The organism is Paenibacillus agaridevorans (assembly GCF_018604145.1).
In the GTDB taxonomy this organism is placed as follows: Bacteria; Bacillota; Bacilli; order Paenibacillales; family Paenibacillaceae; genus Pristimantibacillus; species Pristimantibacillus agaridevorans.
Genome location: NZ_CP075889.1, coordinates 1783988 through 1804096 on the forward strand (window position 1 = coordinate 1783988; position 20109 = coordinate 1804096).

Consider the following 20109-nt stretch of genomic DNA (forward strand, 5'->3'; position numbering starts at 1 on the left):
TGAAACGCTTCCATGAGATGAAAGCGTTTCAGGTTATTTTTAATTGTCAGTAAATCAAACATCAAAGTACCACAAAAAGTAATGAGAGTCACCTACTCCGACCATTCGCCGGCGTTTACAATTTGGATATCAAGCAACAAACAAGGGGGAATACGATGAAAAGCACGATTGCGCCACTGGACACGCCCCGGGCTAAAGGCAATTATTTCGCTCGGCTTGCCGCCGATGTCAGACGGGATTGGGATTTGTACGCTTTGCTTGTGCCGGGCATTTTGTTTCTGCTGTTATTCAAATATGCGCCTATGTACGGCATAACGATCGCCTTCAAGGATTTTAATATTTTCGAAGGATACGGGGCCAGTCCCTGGGTCGGCTGGAAGCACTTCGCCAAGCTGTTTAGCTCGCCGGACTTCCTTCACGTCTTCCAAAACACGCTGATTTTAAGTTTTCTGAAGATCGGGATCTTGTTCCCGCTGCCGATTATTATCGCGCTGCTGCTGAATGAATTAAGATTGATGCTCTTCAAGCGCGCGGTGCAGACGGTCATATATTTGCCCCACTTCCTATCCTGGGTTATCGTCAGCGGCTTGTTCATCGACCTGTTGTCCAGCAACGGCGGCTTGGTGAACAAAATGCTCGTGACTCTTGGCATGGAGCCAATCGCGTTCTTTCTCGACAACAGCGTGTTCCGCAGCGTGCTGATCACTTCGGCGGGCTGGAAGGAAACGGGCTGGAGCACGATCGTGTACCTAGCGGCTTTCGCTACGATCGACCCCGGCCTGTACGAAGCGGCGAAGATCGACGGCGCGGGACGGTTCAAGCAGCTGTGGCATATTACGCTGCCGGGAATCGCGCCGATTATTCTGCTGATGTTCATCTTGCGGCTTGGCAGCATCCTGGAGGCGGGAACCGAACAGATTCTCGTCATGTACAACCCGACCGTATACAAAGTGTCCGACGTCATAGGCACTTACGTCTATCGGATGGGACTCGGCAATCAGGATTACAGCTTTACGACCGCGGTCGGAGTGTTCGAATCGGTCATATCGTTCACGCTCGTCATTGTAGGCAACACGCTCAGCCGCAAATATTTGCAGCGGGGCATCTGGTAGCGGAAGGGGAGAACATGACATGCCATTAAAAACGACATTTTCGGAGAAGCTGTTCAACGCTTGCAACTATCTGTTTTTTGTGCTGGTGGGTTTAACCACACTGTTGCCGTTCGTCAACCTGATCGCCAAATCCTTTAGCAGCGAGGCCGCCGTCATCTCCGGCAAGGTGAATTTGCTGCCGGTCGGGTTCCAAACCGGAACCTATATGTACGTGCTCCAGGACAACATGTTCCTGAACTCGCTCAAAAATTCCATCATTCTAGCCGTCGTCGGAACGGCGCTGGGATTGTTCTTGACCACCATTACGGCGTATCCGTTATCCCGGATCCAGCTTCGGGGAAGGAAGTGGCTGCTCCTGATGTTTATCTTCACGATGCTGTTCAGCGGCGGCCTCATTCCGACCTACCTGCTGATGCATACGCTTGGGCTGGTCAACCAGATGCCGGTGCTCTTCCTTCCGGCGGCCATCAACGTGTTTAATATGCTGATCATCAAAAACTATTTCGAAGGTCTTCCCGAAGGGTTGGAGGAATCGGCGAAGCTTGACGGCGCCAGCAACGTGCGAATCTTGTTCTCCATCGTTCTGCCGCTTTCGCTTCCCGTGATGGCCACGATCGCTCTGTTTTTCGCGGTGGCGTTTTGGAACGACTACTTCTCGGCCATGATCTATATCACGGATCAGAGCTTGAAGCCGATGCAGCTGTTCCTCAAGGAGCTGCTGGTCTCGTCGAGCAGCGATTTCTTGAAGGACAACGTGGACGCGGCGCTTAATACGACGCCTCAATCGATTCAAGCGGCTTCGATCCTGCTGGCAACGCTGCCTATCCTGCTGGTCTATCCTTTCCTGCAGAAATATTTTGTGAAAGGCGTGCTGGTAGGTTCCGTGAAGGGGTAGAGGGAGAAACCATGAAGGGAGGTGATGCGGTCGGCTTGTCGGAAAGGAAGATAGAACTTGTTAAACGCAATACGGCTTTTCAACACAAACATATTCGGGAGGGTACTCTATGAAAAAAGGTTCGATGCTTGCTCTTGTCCTTGCTTTCGCTGTTTTTCTCGCCGCTTGCGGCAGCAATAACGCTCCGTCGTCTTCGCCGACCGGGCAACCGAGTCCATCGGATGCTGGCGGCAGCGGCTCGGGCAGCGAAACCAAGCCTGAATTGACGATGCTGATGCAATACAGCCTATTCGATCCCAATGCTGACCCGGTCGCCAAAAACATAGAAGAGGCAACGGGCTACAAAGTGAAATACGAGATGCTGCCGGCCGAGAATGCCGACGAGAAGCTCAATCTGATGGTTGCGAACCAACAAAACTTCGACGTCATGAAGCTGGGTTCGGCTCAATTCTATAAGCTTGCTACCGCGGGCGCGCTGGAGCCGCTGGACGAGTTGATCGAAAGTCTTGGTCCTAACATCAAAGCGGCTATCAAGGAAGATTCCTGGAAAAGCGTAACGATCGACGGAAAAATCTACGCCATTCCGGAAACGGGCTCCGGCGTTAGCGTCGGCGAAGAGCTGGTCGTACGCCAAGATTGGATGGATGAGCTCGGCCTTGAGCATCCGACTACTCCGGATGAACTATATGAGGTGCTCAAAGCTATCAAAGCGGCGAAAAACGTCGTTCCGTTGACAGGAACGAAGGATTCCATCTATGGCGATATTGCCGCAGCCTTCGGCGTGCTGAACGATTGGAACGACGTCGACGGCAAGCTGGTTCACAAGGCAGAGCTGCCGCAAATGCAAGACTTCCTGACTTTCATGAACAAGCTGTACAAAGAAGGGCTTCTGGATTCGGAGATGCCGATCAATACGAGCGCGAAAGCGATCGAGAAGTTCTCCAGCGGCAACGCCGCGATGTTCAAGCTGGCCTGGTGGAGCGCTTCGAGTGCGGAAGCCGCGCTCAAAAAGAATTTCCCTGATGCGGAGATCGGTATCATTCCATATCTAGTCGGCAAGGACGGCAAGTCCTCGATCGGCGTCAATCTGGCAACGACTTGGTTTATCGCCGTTCCGAAAATTTCCAAACTGAAGGAAGACGCCGTGAAGCTGCTTGACGCCAAGCTGGAGAAGGATAACTTCATCAAGCTGGCAATCGGCGAGGAAGGCGTTCACCATGAAGTGAAGGACGGCAAATATTATCCGATTCTTCCGAAATTCAATGACGATCTGACGAATGCAAGCTCTTACATGACTGGCGTCAATGAATACGATTATCCGACATACTGGCAAGCCCGCGTACGCAAGGATCCGGTCCTGCAAGGCTATTACGAGGCTTTCCAAGCCAATGCGGCCAAAGGCAACATCGTCGTCGACCCGATGTCGATCGCGCCTCCGATCGACGCCGTGTCCAAAAACAAACAAAAGCTGACCAAGCTGCTTGACGACGTCGTGCTTATGTTTATTGCGGGATCCCAAGACATCGCGACTTACGATTCGTTCCTCAAGCAATGGATGGCGGAAGGCGGAGCGGAATCGGTTAAGCAAGCCAATGAGTGGTATGCATCCTTGTCCAAATAATTGTACGAAGACGAGTTAGACCATGGTTTCGACAGTCAGCTGCCATTGGCAGCTGACTGTTTACGATTGGAGCGATAATTCGGAATGAATCGAGGAGGGACACATGAATAATCGAGGGTTGGTTTCCGCTGAAGTAGAGTCGGCTCCTATAGATATTACGATCGCGCTGGAAGGGCGGCGCCGGATGATCTCGGTCATAAACGCCATTCCGGCTAACGAGGCGGAGGATTGGCTTGGATTGTTTACGCGGTCATGGGGCGATTCGATTTCGGTACCTCCGGATGGGGCGGCCGTGGTTGTCGGAGCCGATCATCATGTAAGGCAAATGGTTCAAGGCAGCGGACGCAGGAACGATGCGAGCGGTCCCGATCAGTTGGATATTCCAGAAGACGGTTATGTGCTGGCGTCAGGCGGTCGTTTGGTTGACCCAGGCAGCAGCGCCTTATTTCTGGCAGCCAACTTCATCAAGGGAGACCGCATTAAGCTGCGCTTGAACGGGGAGGTCGCTGATCATTGCGAAATATCGGGTGATGCCAAGAGCGGCCTGAGTCTCGATCTGGATCAACCCGCCATGTTTACGACAGCTGAGCCGTTCACGGTTATATCCGGCGGGCTGATGGGATTCGAAAGCGACGGTAGCGCCGTATTAAAGATCGATGGCAACGCCGTGAGCGTGGACAGGGACGGACGCTTTGCCTGCAAGCTGGAACGATCGGAGGGATTGCATATCATTGATGTGGAGCTCTGCGGCAGGGACGGCAAAGGAGAGAATCGAAACGTAGCGGTCTATTTTCGTGCGTGTACCCAGGACGAACGTCGCAAAGTACTACTATGGGTGGATCAGAGATCGAATACCTCGAGCTGGCAATCGGAGGATGATGTCAGCCACATGCTGGAGCGGGCCAAGAGGGCGGGCGTAACGGACATCGCTCTGGATGTCAAGGGCGTCGAGGGTTATGTCTCTTATATGCGGACACCGCTGTCCGGTCGTCCTCATCTAAGCGAATTAAGAACGGATGCCTCGACGAAAGCTGTACCGAGGCTTGACGTTCTGCAAATGTTTGTTGATCATGGGCATCGCCTCGGCCTGCGGATACACGCGTCTTTGAACGTTTTCGCGGAGGGGTCGATATTGAGGAGTCAGTATGCAGTTCTCGATGATCATCCGGATTGGGAGGAGGTCGTGTTTAAGCCTCAGGATGGAGGCCTGCTTATGCGGCAGCGCGCGAGCGAGGCCCCGGGTCTGGTGGCGTTCGCGAATCCCGCGAACGACGAAGTGCGGCAACATCAAATGGCGATTATTCGCGAAATCATGACGGGTTACGACGTGGATGGGCTTATATTGGACCGTTGCCGATATGATCATGAAGCAGCGGATTTCAGCGAGCTGACCCGAAGCCGTTTCACGGAATATTTGGAGAGGAAAGGGAGGAGACTGGAGAGCTGGCCCGATGACATCTTCCGGTATGAAGGAGAAGTGCGCGTGGATGGAAAATTTATCCTCGACTGGTGGGCGTTCCGCGCGGAGGTTATTACCGGCTTTATTGCGGATGTCAGCAGGATGGTAAAGGGACATAACCGACGGGAGGGAGGACGCAAGGTGGAGCTCTCCGCTTACGTCGGTTCTTGGTACGATGCCTATTATCGGAACGGAGCCAATTGGGCAAGCCCCGACCTCCTTTACGACAGCCGCCTCTTGTTCCAGGACGGCGAAGTCTACACTGAAGACTACCTCGAGACCGGTTATATTCGGTATCTGGATTATCTGATGATCGGCACATATCAGGATACGCTGCCCGAGACGGAGAAATATATGACGATCGGCAATATCGCGACGAAGGGGGAGATTCCCGTATATGCCGGCATCGCGATTAACCAGATGAACACCTGCGAACGGCAGCGCGCCGCGTTCGCTTCGGCGATGCGTTACACCGACGGCTTGATGCTGTTCGACGCTTCCCATGCCGACTGGGATTTGCTTGATGCAACACTCCCGAAGATTAGTCGTCATTCTCCGAATTCGTAGAACTTTGAGGCAAGGAAGACTCATTCAATCTTCGAATCCGGTAAGCGTTCATTGCCGATTCGCGTAGCTCCTCGAAAATGGTGTAGTTGGCCCAGGGGCCGGCAACGGCTCCGATACCCGGCACCATCTGCAGCATCTTCCGGGAGTCGATCGCGTCGAGGTATTCCTTCTGGACGTCCCCCAATCCATGTTTTTGGAGTAGTCGGCAGTCGCATGCCAGTCGGGAAGCTTGAAGAGCCGGTGCTCTCACTCGAGGATATCGTTGTTCACCTTCTGTTCGTAAATCATGTGCGGTCGCTCCTCCTAAACACATGGTTATAGTGTAAAGGATATCATCCCGATAAGAAACATTCTACAGCTGGTGGCGAACCCGGACGAAGGTCGGGGCATTCATAACAAGAGGTGAAAACAAAAATATATATTTCGACAGCCTCCCGGAAGCGCAAGGAGTGCACAATCTCGCGTTCCCTTAAAAATTTGAGGCTGTCCTGCAAGTCTACGTCATCCGTCAAGTCGATCAGCCACTGATAGGTGGCCCTGGCTTTTTCCCCGGCAGCAATGTCCTCATAGAGGTCAGCAATGGGATCGCCTTTAGCCTGAATATAGGATGCCGTCCATGGTACGCCCGCAGCGTTGGTGTAGAACAGTGCGCTGTCGTGCGCCGCGTAGTGAGCGCCGAGCCCAGCCGCCTTCAGTTGCTCCGGAGTCGCATCCTTTGTCAGCTTATAGATCATCGTCGCAATCATTTCCAAGTGGGAGAATTCCTCGGTACCTCTAAGATATCAGTGATAGTATACCGTGGAGTTTCACCCCGATATCCTAACGGGCAGAATAGCGCAATAAACGAGCTAGAATTTGAAACATTGTCTATCTCCAAAACGTTAACTTTTTGAAAGTGCTACTTTTTGAGTTCGGTTGTGTAATGAAAAGTTAGACAGGAGGAATTACAATGCTGCTGAAAGATACAGATCAACTGGATGATCTGAAGGGTTTTCTAATCAGCTGGTACGGAAGGTATGACAGTTCCTGCGGTGTGCCAGTGGACGAGATTCCAGCGTATCTGCCAAATGCGTTGTATGAATTATATGCGTTTGCAGGACGCTGGAAAGATGGTTCGGACGACCACCTCGAGAACTCTCCAGAGATATTTCAACAGCAGGATTGTCTTTATTCGGTGGAGCGACTGAAGAAGGATCAGGAGAAGGTCACGTTTCTTGAAGAAAATCAAGCAAACTGGACTTGCCAAGTGGAGGCAGGCAACAACGATTCTCCTGTCTACTGTGACGAGCACTTGCTTTGGGATGACAATGAAGAGGGATATACCATTGTAAATGACTCTTTATATCATTTTCTGAAAAGTTTTTGTTTACAGGAGGTTGTTTTTGGCTGCAAACATCTTTATCTGATAGAAGGAAAAGTAGACCATATACAGATGTTGTTTGATAAGTCGATTGAAGCAGTGTGGTTAAATGGGTACTATATTAGTCCCAAAGAAGAAGGGCCTACTCATACCTTTTACCGGTGCGGGGACGTGCTGATCATGGAGCGCTATGGTGACTTTTGGTTAGGTTCTAACTCTGATTTGCCTGCAGCATTGAACGATGATGTCCTGTCTTCAATCAAACTGAGAAAGATTAAACCCGATTGAGTCGGTCGCGAAAGTCGTAGGTCTGGAAAAAATCTGATTTTCGAGTCGTCCGCATTTGTGTGATTATTCAAACGACATAAGGATAGCAATTTTCTAGGAGGGATCATGTTGCAGCAGCTCTTTAACGACTTGATTAAGCAGGACGTAAAGCCGTTCCTTTCCAAGCATGGCTTCACAAAGAAGAGTTTATATTTCAGTAAGGTAACAGAAAGCCTCATCTACATGTTCAATTTCCAAAAATCCTCTGGCAATTCAGCGGATAATGTCATGTTTTATGTGAACTGCGGTATTTATGCAGCGGAGTTGGCACAGATACAATCGAGAGCGATTCTGACAGCACCTCAAGAAGCGGAGTGTCACTTCAGAGCAAGAATTGGGGAAATTGCCGAGTCTGCTCCAGATCGATTTGCAATCACACCCGATACGAATATGGATGATTTAAGAAAAACGCTGCTAAGTGGATTAGAAGAGGTTATTCATTTCTATAATACTATGACCAGTGCCAGATCGATTGTTGATTATTACACTTCAGGTCCATTTTTACATCTGGGCGAAGAGAGCTTTCATTTGCTATTGCGATCCAATGATTTAGCAGCGGCTAAACATTATTTGAAGGCTTTGCAGGAAAAGTACGGAACAGAAAAGAGATGGGCTATATTCGAAAATAAATACGAGGCCATCTTCAATAAGTACGGTGTGGAATTCGTTAAACTATAAGTCAGCATAGTGAACGGAAGCGAGAAAAATAATGAAATTAAAGAGATGAAGCAATGAGAGCACATAAATTACGTCCTTTTGTGCCATCGGGTGCAGAATATGGAATGATGTGTGTGCTACATGCCATCGACCCATTTCGCTTCCTGGAATGATTGAGCCGCCAGGAATACGGCGTTTTATGCTATATGCTCCGGATAGATCGATCGACGGTCAACACTGTCGTTTTGTGCATCACATAAACAGGCGTTGTCAACGTGATAACTACGCTCTGTCGACATTGATCGGTTGAACTAACGGGACACGATAGTTCAAATTATGCAAAGGGCTGCCTGCATTTATGTCAGCCTCTTTTCAGTCTTAATCTTACTCAAATCACCGATAACAACGATGTGCGCATAATCCTCGGTAACTCTAAGATATCAGTGATAGTATACCGTGTAGTTTCACCTTGATATTAAACTAACGGGAGACTTTAGTTTAAAGGTTCTTAAACGAAATATAAAAAAAACGCGAACCCAGTAATATCAAGGGCTCGCGGGGATTCTCGAATTTTTCAAAAAACATTCTTATAAAACGTAATGGCGTCCCAGGAGGACACCATACTTTCCTTACTGTTTGTTATTTATTAGTCGTGGAACGCAAACAGTAGGTTGCCTTAGAAAAAGATTTTCCGATCCCGCTCCTCCTTCAAAATTTCCACAGCTTCTCTAAAGCGTAACGAATGGACAATTTCGCGTTCCCGTAAAAATTTGAGGCTGTCCTGCAAGTCTACGTCATCCGTCAAGTCGATCAGCCACTGATAGGTGGCCCTGGCTTTTTCCTCGGCAGCAATGTCCTCATAGAGGTCCGCTATGGGATCGCCCTTGGCCTGAATATAGGATGCCGTCCAAGGTACGCCCGCAGCGTTGTTGTAGAACAGTGCGCTGTCGTGCGCCGCGTAGTGAGCGCCAAGCCCAGCCGCCTTTAGCTGCTCCGGAGTCGCATCTTTTGTCAGCTTATAGATCATCGTCGCAATCATTTCCAAGTGGGCGAATTCCTCGGTACCTCTAAGATATCAGTGATAGTGTACCGTGGAGTTTCACCCCGATATTAAACTAACGGGCAGGATAGTTTAATTGTTTCTCGAATAATTTCTGGGATGGATAATTTTATAAACTTTTTGAATATACCGTTCATCTGAAAGATACGCCAATATTTTATGTGAGGGTGGTTCGTTTGGAATAAGGAATCGTTGTGTTGTTGAACGGGACTTCAAGTGCAGGAAAGACTAGTATTTCTAATGAACTGATAAATCAGAAAGAGATTTTGTTTCATCATTTATCAATAGATGATTTCTTTAATAATTTCAATGAATTTATTGATAAAAAATTCCCGAATTTTAAACCTACAAGAGAAGTAGATGATGAAGTTATCGCACAAATCATTTTTGATCCAATAGCCTCATATTACTATTCGACAATTAAATTAATTTCAGTAATGGGTTTGAATGTAATCGCAGATACGGTAATCGACAATGACAAGAGGTTTAATGAGTGTTTAGATGTATTTTTTGATCAGCCTACATTGTTTATAGGTGTAATATGCTCGAAAGAAGAACTCATAAGAAGAGAGCAAATAAGAGGAGATCGACAGATTGGACTAGCTAGTTCCCAGTTCGACAAAGTATATTGCTTTGATGAATATGACCTTGAGGTAAATACAGAAGAATTGAATTCAGTAGAATGTGCCGAAAAGATATTAGGCTTTATTAAGTCCAATAAGGAATACTCGGTATTTTAAATTAAGTATAAGCTAAAAACATATCAGGCAATTAACTGTAATTAGGTTAAATGATTCTGAAAACTTATTCAGGTGGTGTAGAGCAGGCTGGAGGTTTCGATCATCCATCATTTGCATCCTGGCTAGCGCCAGGACAACTTGAGACAAGCATCCCGGCGGTGCTGCCTTGTGCAGGCAGAAGCTGATAGATACGCGATGTCTTCGAATGCACGATAGTGTGATGGCTTTCCCGTGTTTTTCTGCCGGTAGTGGGCAGTTTGCCTACCCCGTGACAAAGAGTCATGCAAAAGGCGAAATCTGTTGTAGTCAGGACCTCTCCAGCGGGAGGTTCTTTTTGTCTGCCAGAGAATCGAAGGAGATGATGGATAGGCTGCAGGGGTTGCCGTTCCCCGCCATCCGGTTTGGTTTTGCCCAAAAACCAAATTGGAGGCGAACAAAATGAAGATAAAAATCAACCTGCGCAAAATCTATCCCTTCTACCAAACCGATATTTGGATGGAGGCAGAGGAAGCAACGGCTCGCGAGCTTCGACAGTTTGAATTAAATGAAAACACATACATCTTAAGGTGATATTGCTGATGAACTAACGGTCGGTGACTTGATATTCTGTAGCTACGAGCAAAACGGACGATTTATGAATATTACGCATGTCGGCATTTATGCCGGTAACGGTAAGGTCATTGATGCCTCCTCCAGTCGGGGGCAGGTGGTGTATCGGAATGTATTCGACGTCGAGTTTCAAGTGATGTAAGGTAGGGTGTATGTTCAATTTTAGTTTTTGTGTTAACAATTTTTCTTCGGGGTTCTGAGAAATGTAGTCTTTAACTTTGACCCATATAGTTCCAAGTGAAACGCAGTCGGGAAGTAGGGAGAAACTGAACTGAAGACTCATCAACCTGTATTAACGCTGACCACCATGGAATTTTTAAAAAATATTTTTGTCGTGAAGTGCAACTTGAGATGGATAAGCGCCGCTGAAATGGGGACATTCCATTAAGGGTGGCATTTTTTTAACGTTTGGGCGAGAAAAAATTTGCTTTGATTCACAGTCTGTTATTAATCTGCCTGACAAAGTTGGGGATTGGTAGAGTTAAATTATTGAATATTGAGATGGTATTCCCCTTCCCCCTATGATGTAATTGCAATCGGCGATAATGAACACGCGATTTGAAAGGAGAGAATCAACATGAGCTCGCGGGATGCTGAACCTGCGTTAGATGCGGGAAATCGCGTACGTCCTCAAATGAAGGGGCCATCCATGATTCGGATAATCCAGAAAAACCGATCACTGCTTCTTATGTTTTTGCCCGGCTTTATTTTGTTTTTTTTATTTCAGTATGTGCCCTTGTACGGAATTCTAATCGCCTTCAAGGACTACAAGCTTTTGCAGGGTGTCTGGGCAAGCGCATGGGTAGGACTGGAGCATTTCGAACGACTGTTTGGCGGGAAAGATTTTTTGTCTGCGCTGCGCAATACGGTTACGATTGCCGTGTTGAAGCTCGTATTTGTATTTCCTGCTCCCATCCTCCTGGCTATATTTCTTAATGAGATCAGGAACAATATTTTTCGGAGAGCCATCCAGACAGCTACCTACTTGCCCTATTTCTTCTCATGGGTCATATTGGCGGGCATTACGTTTTCCTTGCTGGGATCAGAAGGCGGCGTAAACCAAATATTGGCCTGGTTTGGCATAAACCCGGTCGGCTGGTTCTCGCAATCGGTATATTTTAATCCGATTATTGTGGTGACTGCGATTTGGCAAGGAGTAGGGTGGGGCTCGATCGTCTATTTTGCTGCTATAGCATCCATTGATCCTACGTTGTATGAGGCTGCTATCGTGGACGGCGCCAGTCGCTTCCGGAGAATATGGCATGTTACGCTGCCGTCTCTGATGCCGACAGTCATCACGATGTTCCTGCTCTACATCGGACATTTCTTGTCCGTAGGCTTCGATCAGGTGTACAACTTGACCACGCCGATCAATTCCAACGTTGCCGATATTTTGGATACCTATGTATTGCGAAGAATGCTGACCATGGATTATGAATTGGGGGCGGCTGCTGGTATTTTCCTATCACTGGTAGGTTTGCTGCTGGTTATAGGTTCGAATCGATTGGTCAAGCTGTATGACAAAGATCAAGGTTTGTGGTGAGGAGGGAACGCCCATGTGGAGAAAGCGGGGAATCGGAGAGTTCATATTCGAGTGGAGCAATGGGATACTGTTGCTCCTGCTAGGGTTCGCGACGTTGTATCCGTTCTTGTATGTGCTTACAATTTCGCTCAGCGAGCCGGCGGCGATTAGCAGGCCGGGGTTGCATTTGTTCCCGGAAAGCATTAATTTCTCAGCGTATCAAAAAGTACTGAACAACGCTCAACTGTATGTCGCTTATTCCAATACGATTATACGAACGGCGTTAGGCATCGCATGTATCGTGCTATTTACAGCTTTGACTGCTTATCCGCTATCAAGAAGCACGTTTCCCATGCGCGGCGGGTTTATGAAGCTGATGGTGTTCAGCATGATGTTTAATGGCGGACTGATACCAATGTATCTATGGGTGAAGCAACTTGGCCTGCTTGACAGTATTTGGTCCCTCGTACTGCCGGGTGCTGTGAGCGCGTTTAATGTCATTGTCATGCGTAATTTCTTCCTGGCGATTCCCAATGAAATTATAGAATCGGCGAGAATAGACGGCGCTAGTGAGATGTATACATTCCGCAAAATCATTATGCCACTGTCCATGCCGGTGCTGGCGGTCATCACCCTGTGGGCTGCCGTCAGTCATTGGAACGCCTGGTTCGACGCTATGATCTATATGTCCTCTCCGGACAAGGAAGTGCTGCAATTATTTCTGCGTCACAGCGTTATTGATCCCGATACGAATCTGGGTCAGGAATATCAGATTATCGATTCGCTTCAAATAACGCCTGAGAATCTGAAAAGCGCAATTATCATGATCGTGTCCTTCCCGATCCTACTTGCGTATCCCTTCCTGCAGCGATTTTTTGTTAAAGGGATCATGCTAGGCTCCGTGAAGGGTTAACCGCGCATCGGCGATTGCCGAGCGCTGAATGCCGCTACAAGGCTGGAATCAGGATATGCGGTCCTCCATTGGACTTCATATAGAGTGTACAATAAACATAGGAGGCGAAAGACAAGTGAACAGAAAAAAAGGGTGTGCAATGATCGCGCTGGTAATGGCTGTGCTTCTGGCAGGCTGTTCAGGCGGCAACAACACAAACACGTCGACGGGAGGTGCGGCTTCAAGCAGCCCGTCAGCAAGCCAGCAGCCGGCAAGCGAGAAGCCGGCGGAGCAGAAGACGATTGAGCTGGATTGGATGAATAATCCGGGGCTGATCGGCGAGAATTCGTATGGTCAGAAAAAGCTGGAAGAGATGTTCAACATCAAGCTGAAGAAAACGTATCCAATCGCCCATGGCGACTATTTGCAAAAGCAGCAGCTGCAGTTTGCAGCTGGCGATATTCCCGATGTGTTTTTTGTATTCGATCCTGCGACACTTAGCAAATACGCTTCCCAGGGCTTCCTTGCTGAAGTGCCGATGGAGATGATCGAGCAGTATGCGCCTCGCACCAAAGCGAAAATAGACGAGCAGGCGCCGCAAGGCTGGTTCTATACAAATGTCGACAGCCGCAATTATGGTCTTCCTACCTTCTATTTCACCGGGCAGTTCACTACGAAGCAGCTCTGGAGAACAGACTTGCTCGAACAAGCTGGCATAACCGCCATCCCGTCGACAATCGACGAGATGACAGAAGCGTTCGCTGCGCTCAAGAAGATTGGAGTAACCGGCATGAGCAGCAACGGTCAGTCGTTCTACAACGCCTTCCATTCCGTCTTTGGCGCATACGGTGTACTTCCGCCGCAATGGATGCTGAAGGATGGAGCCGTCGTGAACTCCGCTGTGCAACAAGAGTCGAAGGACGCGTTAGCAAAGCTTGCAGAGTGGTATGCAGCCGGCTATATCGATCCTGACTTTATTACCGGCAAGGATATTGATACAAAATTTACGACGGGCAAGCTGGCCTTCATGGATGCCGCCCATGTTTCGTCGCTTGACGCGGACAACCCTAACTCGGCTGCTAGTGTGGTAAAGGCCAACAGTTCGACTGGCACCATTGATTTCGGACCGATGCCTGTGGGACCAGGCGGGCAATCCGGCGGCTGGGCATGGGGAACATCAGGGAATATTTGGGCTTTCGGAAAGCAACTGGAGAAAGAGCCGGAGAAAATGCAGCGGGCATTGGAAATTATGGACGCGTTGCAAAATGATGAAGAGTATTGGTTGCCGCTCGCATGGGGCGAGGAAGGTGTACACTGGACATACAAGGACGCTGGCGCCGGTGTGGCGGGCGGATTAATCCACCCGGATCCTTACAACGATAATGTCAAGCTGCAAGAGAACGGCATTGTAGATATCTCGACGGGTACTACCTTCTGGGGAGCCCAGGCGAACCTGGACATCGTAGGCAAATATTATGGCAAGGAAATGCTGGACAAGTATAACCTGTACAACAAGCCGGTGTGGGATATTTTCGGGAAATCGGATATTCTCCCTTCGTCAGGGAAATATTGGGGAGATCTGATCAAGCTGAAGACGGAAACATTCGCACGTATTATTATCGGCGATTTACCGCTTACCGCCTTCGACGACTTTGTGAAGGAATGGAACGACAAAGGCGGCGCCGAGCTGGAAAAGGAAGCAAACGCGCTGTATCAGAGCATTCAATAACCGGATATACAAATGAATTGGTACGGAATGAGAGGCTGGCTTCCGCCAGCCTTATCTCTTCATAATAAAGGAGCTAAGCCATGTATAAAGCCGTGTATGGTTTCATCCTCTTTTGTTTCATTGTTGGGGGGTTCGTCATTACGCCTCAGCAAGCAGAAGCCCAGAATGTGACAACCAGTCTGCTTGAGCTTGATTTCGAAGGGAGCAATGATCCTGCGGCTGTACTTAACAATCCCAATGCGAGCTTGCTTGCGATCAGCGGCGGGAGCTTCGCGGCAGATGGCAAGACGAATGTCGCCGGGGCCTCGGCCAGCGGTGTGTATGCAACGGTATCCGCTTTTGAAAGCGCTACCGTATCGGGGGTGAACGTAACGCCTAAGGTAGCTCAGAGCAATGCGGCGAGAACGACGCTGAACAGTCTGCCGCCTGGCGAATATGAGATCCGGCTTTCCTTCGATTACGATATCAGGAGCCGGAATGTGACGACGTCGCCGCATATTTTTCTCCGGCTGTTCGGTCAAAGCGCGATTACCGGGACGAATCGAACCCAATATATAGCAGTGTCACAGTATGTCGATAACCGTACAATCGCTCCCATTGGAGACGGGCGGTTCGAGCATTATTCGGTTGCTGTTCCGATCCGAGTTCTGGCGTCTTCCGATGCCGCGAACGAAGATGGCAATGGAAAAGCCGATGAGTTCGTCGCGGGCCGATTCGAGGAGTTGGATTTGCGCATAGGCAATTTCTCTAATCCCGGTACGGGCAATCCCAGCGTGATCGATTTCGATAACATCACAGTTGAAGCGATTCTCACTTCCGAGCCGCCGCTGTCGGCGGAAGCAACATTTATTTCGGATAATGCCTCCACACAGGGCAACTGGATCGGGGTATACGGATCGAGCGGCTATGTACTTCCCTTCTATACGACGATGTTATCCTATGGACGTGACAATCCGTTGGCCCCGGATGTAGCGCTTCTGCCATCCTATGTGTCCAGTTATTCCGCCTACGGCTCCAATTATTGGAATGAAGGCAATCCTACGACGGACATTCGGGCGCTTCGCGATCCTGCATTCCCGCTGGATAACAGCAAACGCAAAAAAATCAATGTCTACAGCGGCACCACTTTCGAGCAAGCCTTCCAGTTAACAGATAACGAGAAACATCTCTTCACAATCTACACAACGGATTTCGGCAGTGTGGACAGTGTAGTTGCCAAGTTCGAGCTGTTGGATATGCAGAACAACCTGCTGGCAGAACAAACGGCGTCAAGTATTCAGAACGGCGTTTACCTGACCTTCGAGGTGCGTGGCAGCTTCAAGCTCAAGGCGACGAAGCTTGCGGGTGCAAACGTCAGTGTACAAGGCTACTTCTTCGATGAAATGCTGGAGCAATCCGTATCCAATATCGCCGCCGTATATACGGCGCCAAGAAATGTGCAGCTAACCTGGGACAATGATGATACCGATCAAGACGTCGTGATCGAACGGAAGCAATTCGGCGACGCCGTATTCACGACGGTAGGGGTGGCAGAGGGCGATGAAGTCGGTTACCTCGATGTCGAGCTTGAAGCGGGAACCGACTACGTCTATAGGCTGCGCTCCGTCAGGGAGATGAAGTATTCGGAAGCAAGCGGCGAGGTCATGATATCGGTTCCGGCTTATCACAACATTGATTTTCAGTTTACCCCAGATGCCTATACGGTTGAAGAACCGGGTGAGGCGGTTGAATTAAGCGTTGTATTGCTTGATGCGTTCGGCAGCCCGCTTGCGGGCAAGGAGATCGGCTTCGAGCTGCGCGGCCCTTATGTCGGCGTTCAAATTCCACGAGTTGTAGGAGCGGCAACAACGGATGGTAATGGATTGGCCAATCTGACTTATCTTCCACCGTATGCCGGGCAATTCGTGATCGCAGCCCATGTTCCATACGATGATATGGAACTTTTGAGCGGAGGAGAGGCGCTTGCTTCGCTGACCGTGCATGACGCGGCCTGGGACAAGCCGCCCGTCATTTTGAATATGTCGGATGCGGTGAAGCCGGACGGATTGTTATCCATACGAGGGTACGGGATGAAGCTCGGCGAACCTGCCGACATACAAGTGCTGGTTAAGGCTGCAACCGGAGCTGCGCCATCTCCCGTGCCGCCTGTCGACGCAATTGCGCTGGAGAAGGTACAACTCGATACGCAGAGCGGATATTTTGTCACCGCACGCCTGGACGAACAACTTGCGCCAGGCCTCTACGATGTATGGGTAAGCAATGCGTTCGGCTGGAGCGAGCCAGCGAGGTTGAATGCGCCGCGTCCCTTGTTTCAATCTGGAACGGAAGCCTATGCGGGTATTCCGATCGAGCTGTCGGGACGTAATTTCGCCAGCAGCGAATTCGGGGCGTCCACCGAGACGCTTATCAGATTAACAGACGACGCTTCGACAACCTATATACAGACGATATCCAAGCTGACCCCGTATTCGTTGCGCTTCGAGCTTGGCGGCAATGTGCCGACGGGCGATTATGATGTGGAGGTCAGCAATGACAACGGCGAAAGCTGGTCGCGGGTCGGAAGCGGGCAGCGGCTGACGGTTGTTCCCGCAGGAGACGATCCGTTAGGACTGCAGATGGCATGGGCAAGCAACTTCGCTTGGGACAGCATCTTCGATGTGTCCGATTATGGCGCGGTTGCCAACGACGGGCAAGAGGATACATTGGCAATTCAGGCTGCCATAGCAGCTGCCAAATCTGCGGGCGGCGGTGTTGTTTATTTATCGGCTGGCGCCTATCATGCGTCATCCATCGACTTGCCGGCAGGCGTCGTCTTGATGGGAGAGGACGAGAATACGACCGAGCTTTATCATACCGGTGGGAGCGGCAATTTTATTCGTTCGGCAGGAGACGGAAAAAGTGAAGGACGGCACGGTGTCGCGCGTTTGACTTTGAAGCTGGCAGACCCGAACAAACGTCCCGACTCGTTTATCTGGATTGGTCATGATTGGGGAACGGCGGTTACGGATTACACGCAGCGGACGGCGAGCGCTCTTTTCATTCAGAACGTGAACATCGAATATCCGATCGAGAAGGCGCCGCCAGGCACTGGCAGGGGGATCGCGTTTACCATTATTGCGGACAGAGATGTCCTCGTGGCGAACAATCAATTCACCGGCTATTATGCCGCATCGCCATCGACCTATGTGACCCGTTATGCGACTTACAGCAACAATCGCTTTGAATTTGCTGTCGGTTATGTATCGATTTTTTCGTTGTATTCCTTTGTAACAGGCAATCATCTCATCAATCATCCTCAGTTCGGCGAGGACGCGCACGGGTTGTTCGGCAGAAGCCATATTCATATGGAAGCCAACATTGTGGAGAATATGGGGGCCTCGAGTACAAACTATAACGACGGCGAGTCGTTGGCAGTAGAAATGCCGGGAGGGTATTTCGACGAAGGAAGCGTAGTGGGAGCGAGTGACATGTCCATTACATTTGCGTCGCATGCGCCGCTTCAACAGGACTATCCGATTCGAAGCAGTTATCTGGCCATCCTGATTACGGACGGCGCAGGAATGGGACAGCTCAGACGCGTTACGTCAATAGAAGGCTACAGTCTTGAGATCGATAGGGCATGGGATGTCTTGCCCGATAGCACAAGCAAGCTGACGCTCATTACGCCTAATGATAATGTGACATTTTATCGCAATACGTCCATTAACAATGTCAAGGGCATCTGGTTCTACGGCAATGCGGTGGATGGTGTCGCAGCTGACAATATTAGTATCGACTCGGAGGGTGTTCTGATCTATACCTCGCAGGTCAGTTCACAATCAAGAATGACGCCAAGCTATAATATCCGCGTTACTGGTAATATCGTCACCGGCGTGTCGCGTCGCAGCCAACATGCTGGTATTGCTGTACATGCTCAGCGTAATGGCGTATCGGGTCAATATTATGCGGTTCATGCATTCGGCATCGAAATTACGGATAATCGAATTGAAGGCGTTCCCACTGCTATCCCGCTGCAAAATACGGAAACGCCGGCGGAATCCGGCATTGTGTCGTGGGCGGGGCTCATTAGCAGCGATTCCAATCCATCGTCGGCTGCGGGCGATATTACGAACATCACAATTATGAACAATCGTTTGTTGGATCTTAATAAGGGGATTTCCATTAGCATCGGCAACTACGGTCCGCTCCTGAAAGGCAACACCTATAGCAATGTTGCATTGGCTGTTGAACGCAGAGGAAATCCCGTAAATGAAGTTCAGTTGGCGGATGCCTTTGTTGACAATCGGGCTCCGTTCTGGGGGGCCGGCAGTCAGGTGACAGCGACTGGCAGCGGTACGACACGCGAGTTGTCATGGGATGCCGCCTTCGACAACGTCAGCGTGCACGGCTACGATATTTATCGGAACGGTGTATGGGTCGATGAGGTGTTGAGTCCGGCGCGTTCATGGGAGTCAGACGAATTGTCAGCCGGACAAAGCTATGAATATGTTATTGTTGCGTTCGATGAAGCGGGCCATCGTTCGAACTACAGCGAGGCTCTTCGTATCCGGTTTACTGTAGAAGACGACGAAGGACATGGGGAGCAGCCTAATGAAGATCCGCTGGTTCAAATGGCGCAGTTTTATGCCAATCATGGCAATGCGTACAACGCTCTCTATTATTATCAGATGGCGATCAACGGGGGAAATGGCAATCTTGCGGTCGAGATAGGCGCTACTGCGGGAGAGCTGCAGAGGCAAGCGATTGATTCTATGAAAGAAGGGAATTTCCCGCGAGCTTATTCGGCGTACCTGCTGCTCTCTGAAAGCCAGGATGTTCCGGCGCTTATAGCCGCCGACGCTGCGAGCAGTATCGCTGCTGGCGGGGATGCGGGATTGGCCTGGTATTACTATGAACAGAACAATCTCTATAATGCAGTACATTACTTAAGCAATGAGATTGGGAGCGGCAACAATAGCTCAGGCATGGCGGCATTCATCGGTTATGTGGCAGCAAGGCTGCAGGACCAGGCGCGAAGCTTGACGGAGCAAGGACAATTCGGAACCGCCTACGCCCACTATCAATTGTTGGCAAGCGGCAACGGCATTCCAGCGGAGTTTGCGCAGGATGCCGCGAGCAGCCTTGAGACTGGAGGCAGTATGGGCGATGTCTGGTTCTATATGAACGAACATGATTGGTACAACGCGGTGTACTGGCTGGGAGAGGTTTCGCAGAGCCATACAAGCACTGGCGTAGCTGCGATGATGGCTTATGCGACCGCACAATTGCAGCAGCAGGCGCAATTGCAGATGGAGCAAGGCGATCTGGATGAAGGGTATGCGGCATATACTTTGCTGGCAGCAGCGGCGAACGTTCCAGAGGCAATTGCGGAGGACGCAGCACACAGTCGGGATCTAAGCGACAGCCGATACGGCGATGCGCTCTGGTACTTGAATCAAGGCCAATATGGCAATGCCGCATATTATTTGCATTTGGTTGTGGAGGGCGGCAATGACAGTTCGGGAGTTCAAGGATTGCTGACGTATGTGAACAATCGATAACAAGCGATCGACATCGACC

General features: G+C 49.9%; 14 protein-coding genes and 2 pseudogenes. 13 read left to right on the forward strand and 3 right to left on the reverse strand.

Annotated elements, in window-relative coordinates:
- Positions 1–155: 155 nt before the first annotated feature.
- From KJW29_RS07120 to KJW29_RS07135, 4 genes are all read left to right on the forward strand, one after another.
- Positions 156–1112, forward strand: a complete 957-nt coding sequence (locus tag KJW29_RS07120; protein WP_214629256.1) for an ABC transporter permease — start codon at positions 156–158, stop codon at positions 1110–1112.
- Between the two features lie 19 nt (positions 1113–1131).
- Positions 1132–2007 (forward strand): carbohydrate ABC transporter permease, encoded by an 876-nt coding sequence (locus KJW29_RS07125; RefSeq protein WP_214629257.1) that lies wholly within the window; start codon positions 1132–1134, stop codon positions 2005–2007.
- Positions 2008–2116: 109 nt separating this feature from the next.
- Positions 2117–3628: an extracellular solute-binding protein gene (locus KJW29_RS07130; protein ID WP_214629258.1), complete on the forward strand. Its 1512-nt coding sequence runs from the start codon at positions 2117–2119 to the stop codon at positions 3626–3628.
- Positions 3629–3731: 103 nt separating this feature from the next.
- The gene (locus KJW29_RS07135; RefSeq protein WP_214629259.1) at positions 3732–5654 is read left to right on the forward strand and encodes a family 10 glycosylhydrolase; all 1923 of its coding nucleotides are present in this window, start codon (positions 3732–3734) and stop codon (positions 5652–5654) included.
- Here the strand turns inward: KJW29_RS07135 and KJW29_RS07140 are convergent.
- Both KJW29_RS07140 and KJW29_RS07145 read right to left on the reverse strand, forming a co-directional pair.
- Positions 5629–5904: an EcsC family protein gene (locus KJW29_RS07140; RefSeq protein WP_246608624.1), complete on the reverse strand. Its 276-nt coding sequence runs from the start codon at positions 5902–5904 to the stop codon at positions 5629–5631. The two genes, KJW29_RS07135 and KJW29_RS07140, sit on opposite strands and share 26 nt — an antisense overlap.
- Positions 5905–5986: 82 nt before the next feature.
- A pseudogene (locus KJW29_RS07145) lies at positions 5987–6427 on the reverse strand (manganese catalase family protein); the annotation flags it as partial.
- 176 nt (positions 6428–6603) lie between these two features.
- Between KJW29_RS07145 and KJW29_RS07150 the strand changes: the two are divergent.
- Both KJW29_RS07150 and KJW29_RS07155 read left to right on the forward strand, forming a co-directional pair.
- Positions 6604–7302, forward strand: coding sequence for a hypothetical protein (locus tag KJW29_RS07150; RefSeq protein WP_214629260.1), 699 nt, complete (start codon positions 6604–6606; stop codon positions 7300–7302).
- Positions 7303–7407: 105 nt separating this feature from the next.
- Positions 7408–8019 carry a DUF4304 domain-containing protein gene (locus KJW29_RS07155; protein ID WP_214629261.1) on the forward strand — a complete coding sequence of 204 codons (612 nt, stop codon included), beginning with the start codon at positions 7408–7410 and terminating at the stop codon, positions 8017–8019.
- Between the two features lie 655 nt (positions 8020–8674).
- On the opposite strand, the pseudogene KJW29_RS07160 reads toward KJW29_RS07155, so the two are convergent.
- A pseudogene (locus KJW29_RS07160) lies at positions 8675–9064 on the reverse strand (manganese catalase family protein); the annotation flags it as partial.
- A 194-nt stretch (positions 9065–9258) separates the two neighbouring features.
- Here KJW29_RS07160 and KJW29_RS07165 point away from each other — a divergent pair.
- From KJW29_RS07165 to KJW29_RS07190, 7 genes are all read left to right on the forward strand, one after another.
- Positions 9259–9798: a chloramphenicol phosphotransferase CPT family protein gene (locus tag KJW29_RS07165; protein WP_425517500.1), complete on the forward strand. Its 540-nt coding sequence runs from the start codon at positions 9259–9261 to the stop codon at positions 9796–9798.
- 438 nt (positions 9799–10236) lie between these two features.
- Complete coding sequence (locus tag KJW29_RS36450) at positions 10237–10368, forward strand: hypothetical protein (protein ID WP_281426338.1); 132 nt, start codon at positions 10237–10239, stop codon at positions 10366–10368.
- A gap of 1 nt (position 10369) precedes the next feature.
- Complete coding sequence (locus KJW29_RS07170; protein ID WP_214631034.1) at positions 10370–10549, forward strand: NlpC/P60 family protein; 180 nt, start codon at positions 10370–10372, stop codon at positions 10547–10549.
- Between the two features lie 507 nt (positions 10550–11056).
- Entirely contained in the window at positions 11057–11950 is an 894-nt protein-coding gene (locus KJW29_RS07175; RefSeq protein ID WP_246608626.1) for an ABC transporter permease, read from the forward strand.
- 13 nt (positions 11951–11963) lie between these two features.
- Entirely contained in the window at positions 11964–12842 is an 879-nt protein-coding gene (locus KJW29_RS07180) for a carbohydrate ABC transporter permease (RefSeq protein WP_214629262.1), read from the forward strand.
- A 115-nt stretch (positions 12843–12957) separates the two neighbouring features.
- Positions 12958–14550 carry a type 2 periplasmic-binding domain-containing protein gene (locus tag KJW29_RS07185; RefSeq protein ID WP_214629263.1) on the forward strand — a complete coding sequence of 531 codons (1593 nt, stop codon included), beginning with the start codon at positions 12958–12960 and terminating at the stop codon, positions 14548–14550.
- Positions 14551–14630: 80 nt separating this feature from the next.
- Complete coding sequence (locus KJW29_RS07190) at positions 14631–20090, forward strand: fibronectin type III domain-containing protein (protein WP_214629264.1); 5460 nt, start codon at positions 14631–14633, stop codon at positions 20088–20090.
- Positions 20091–20109 lie beyond the last annotated feature (19 nt).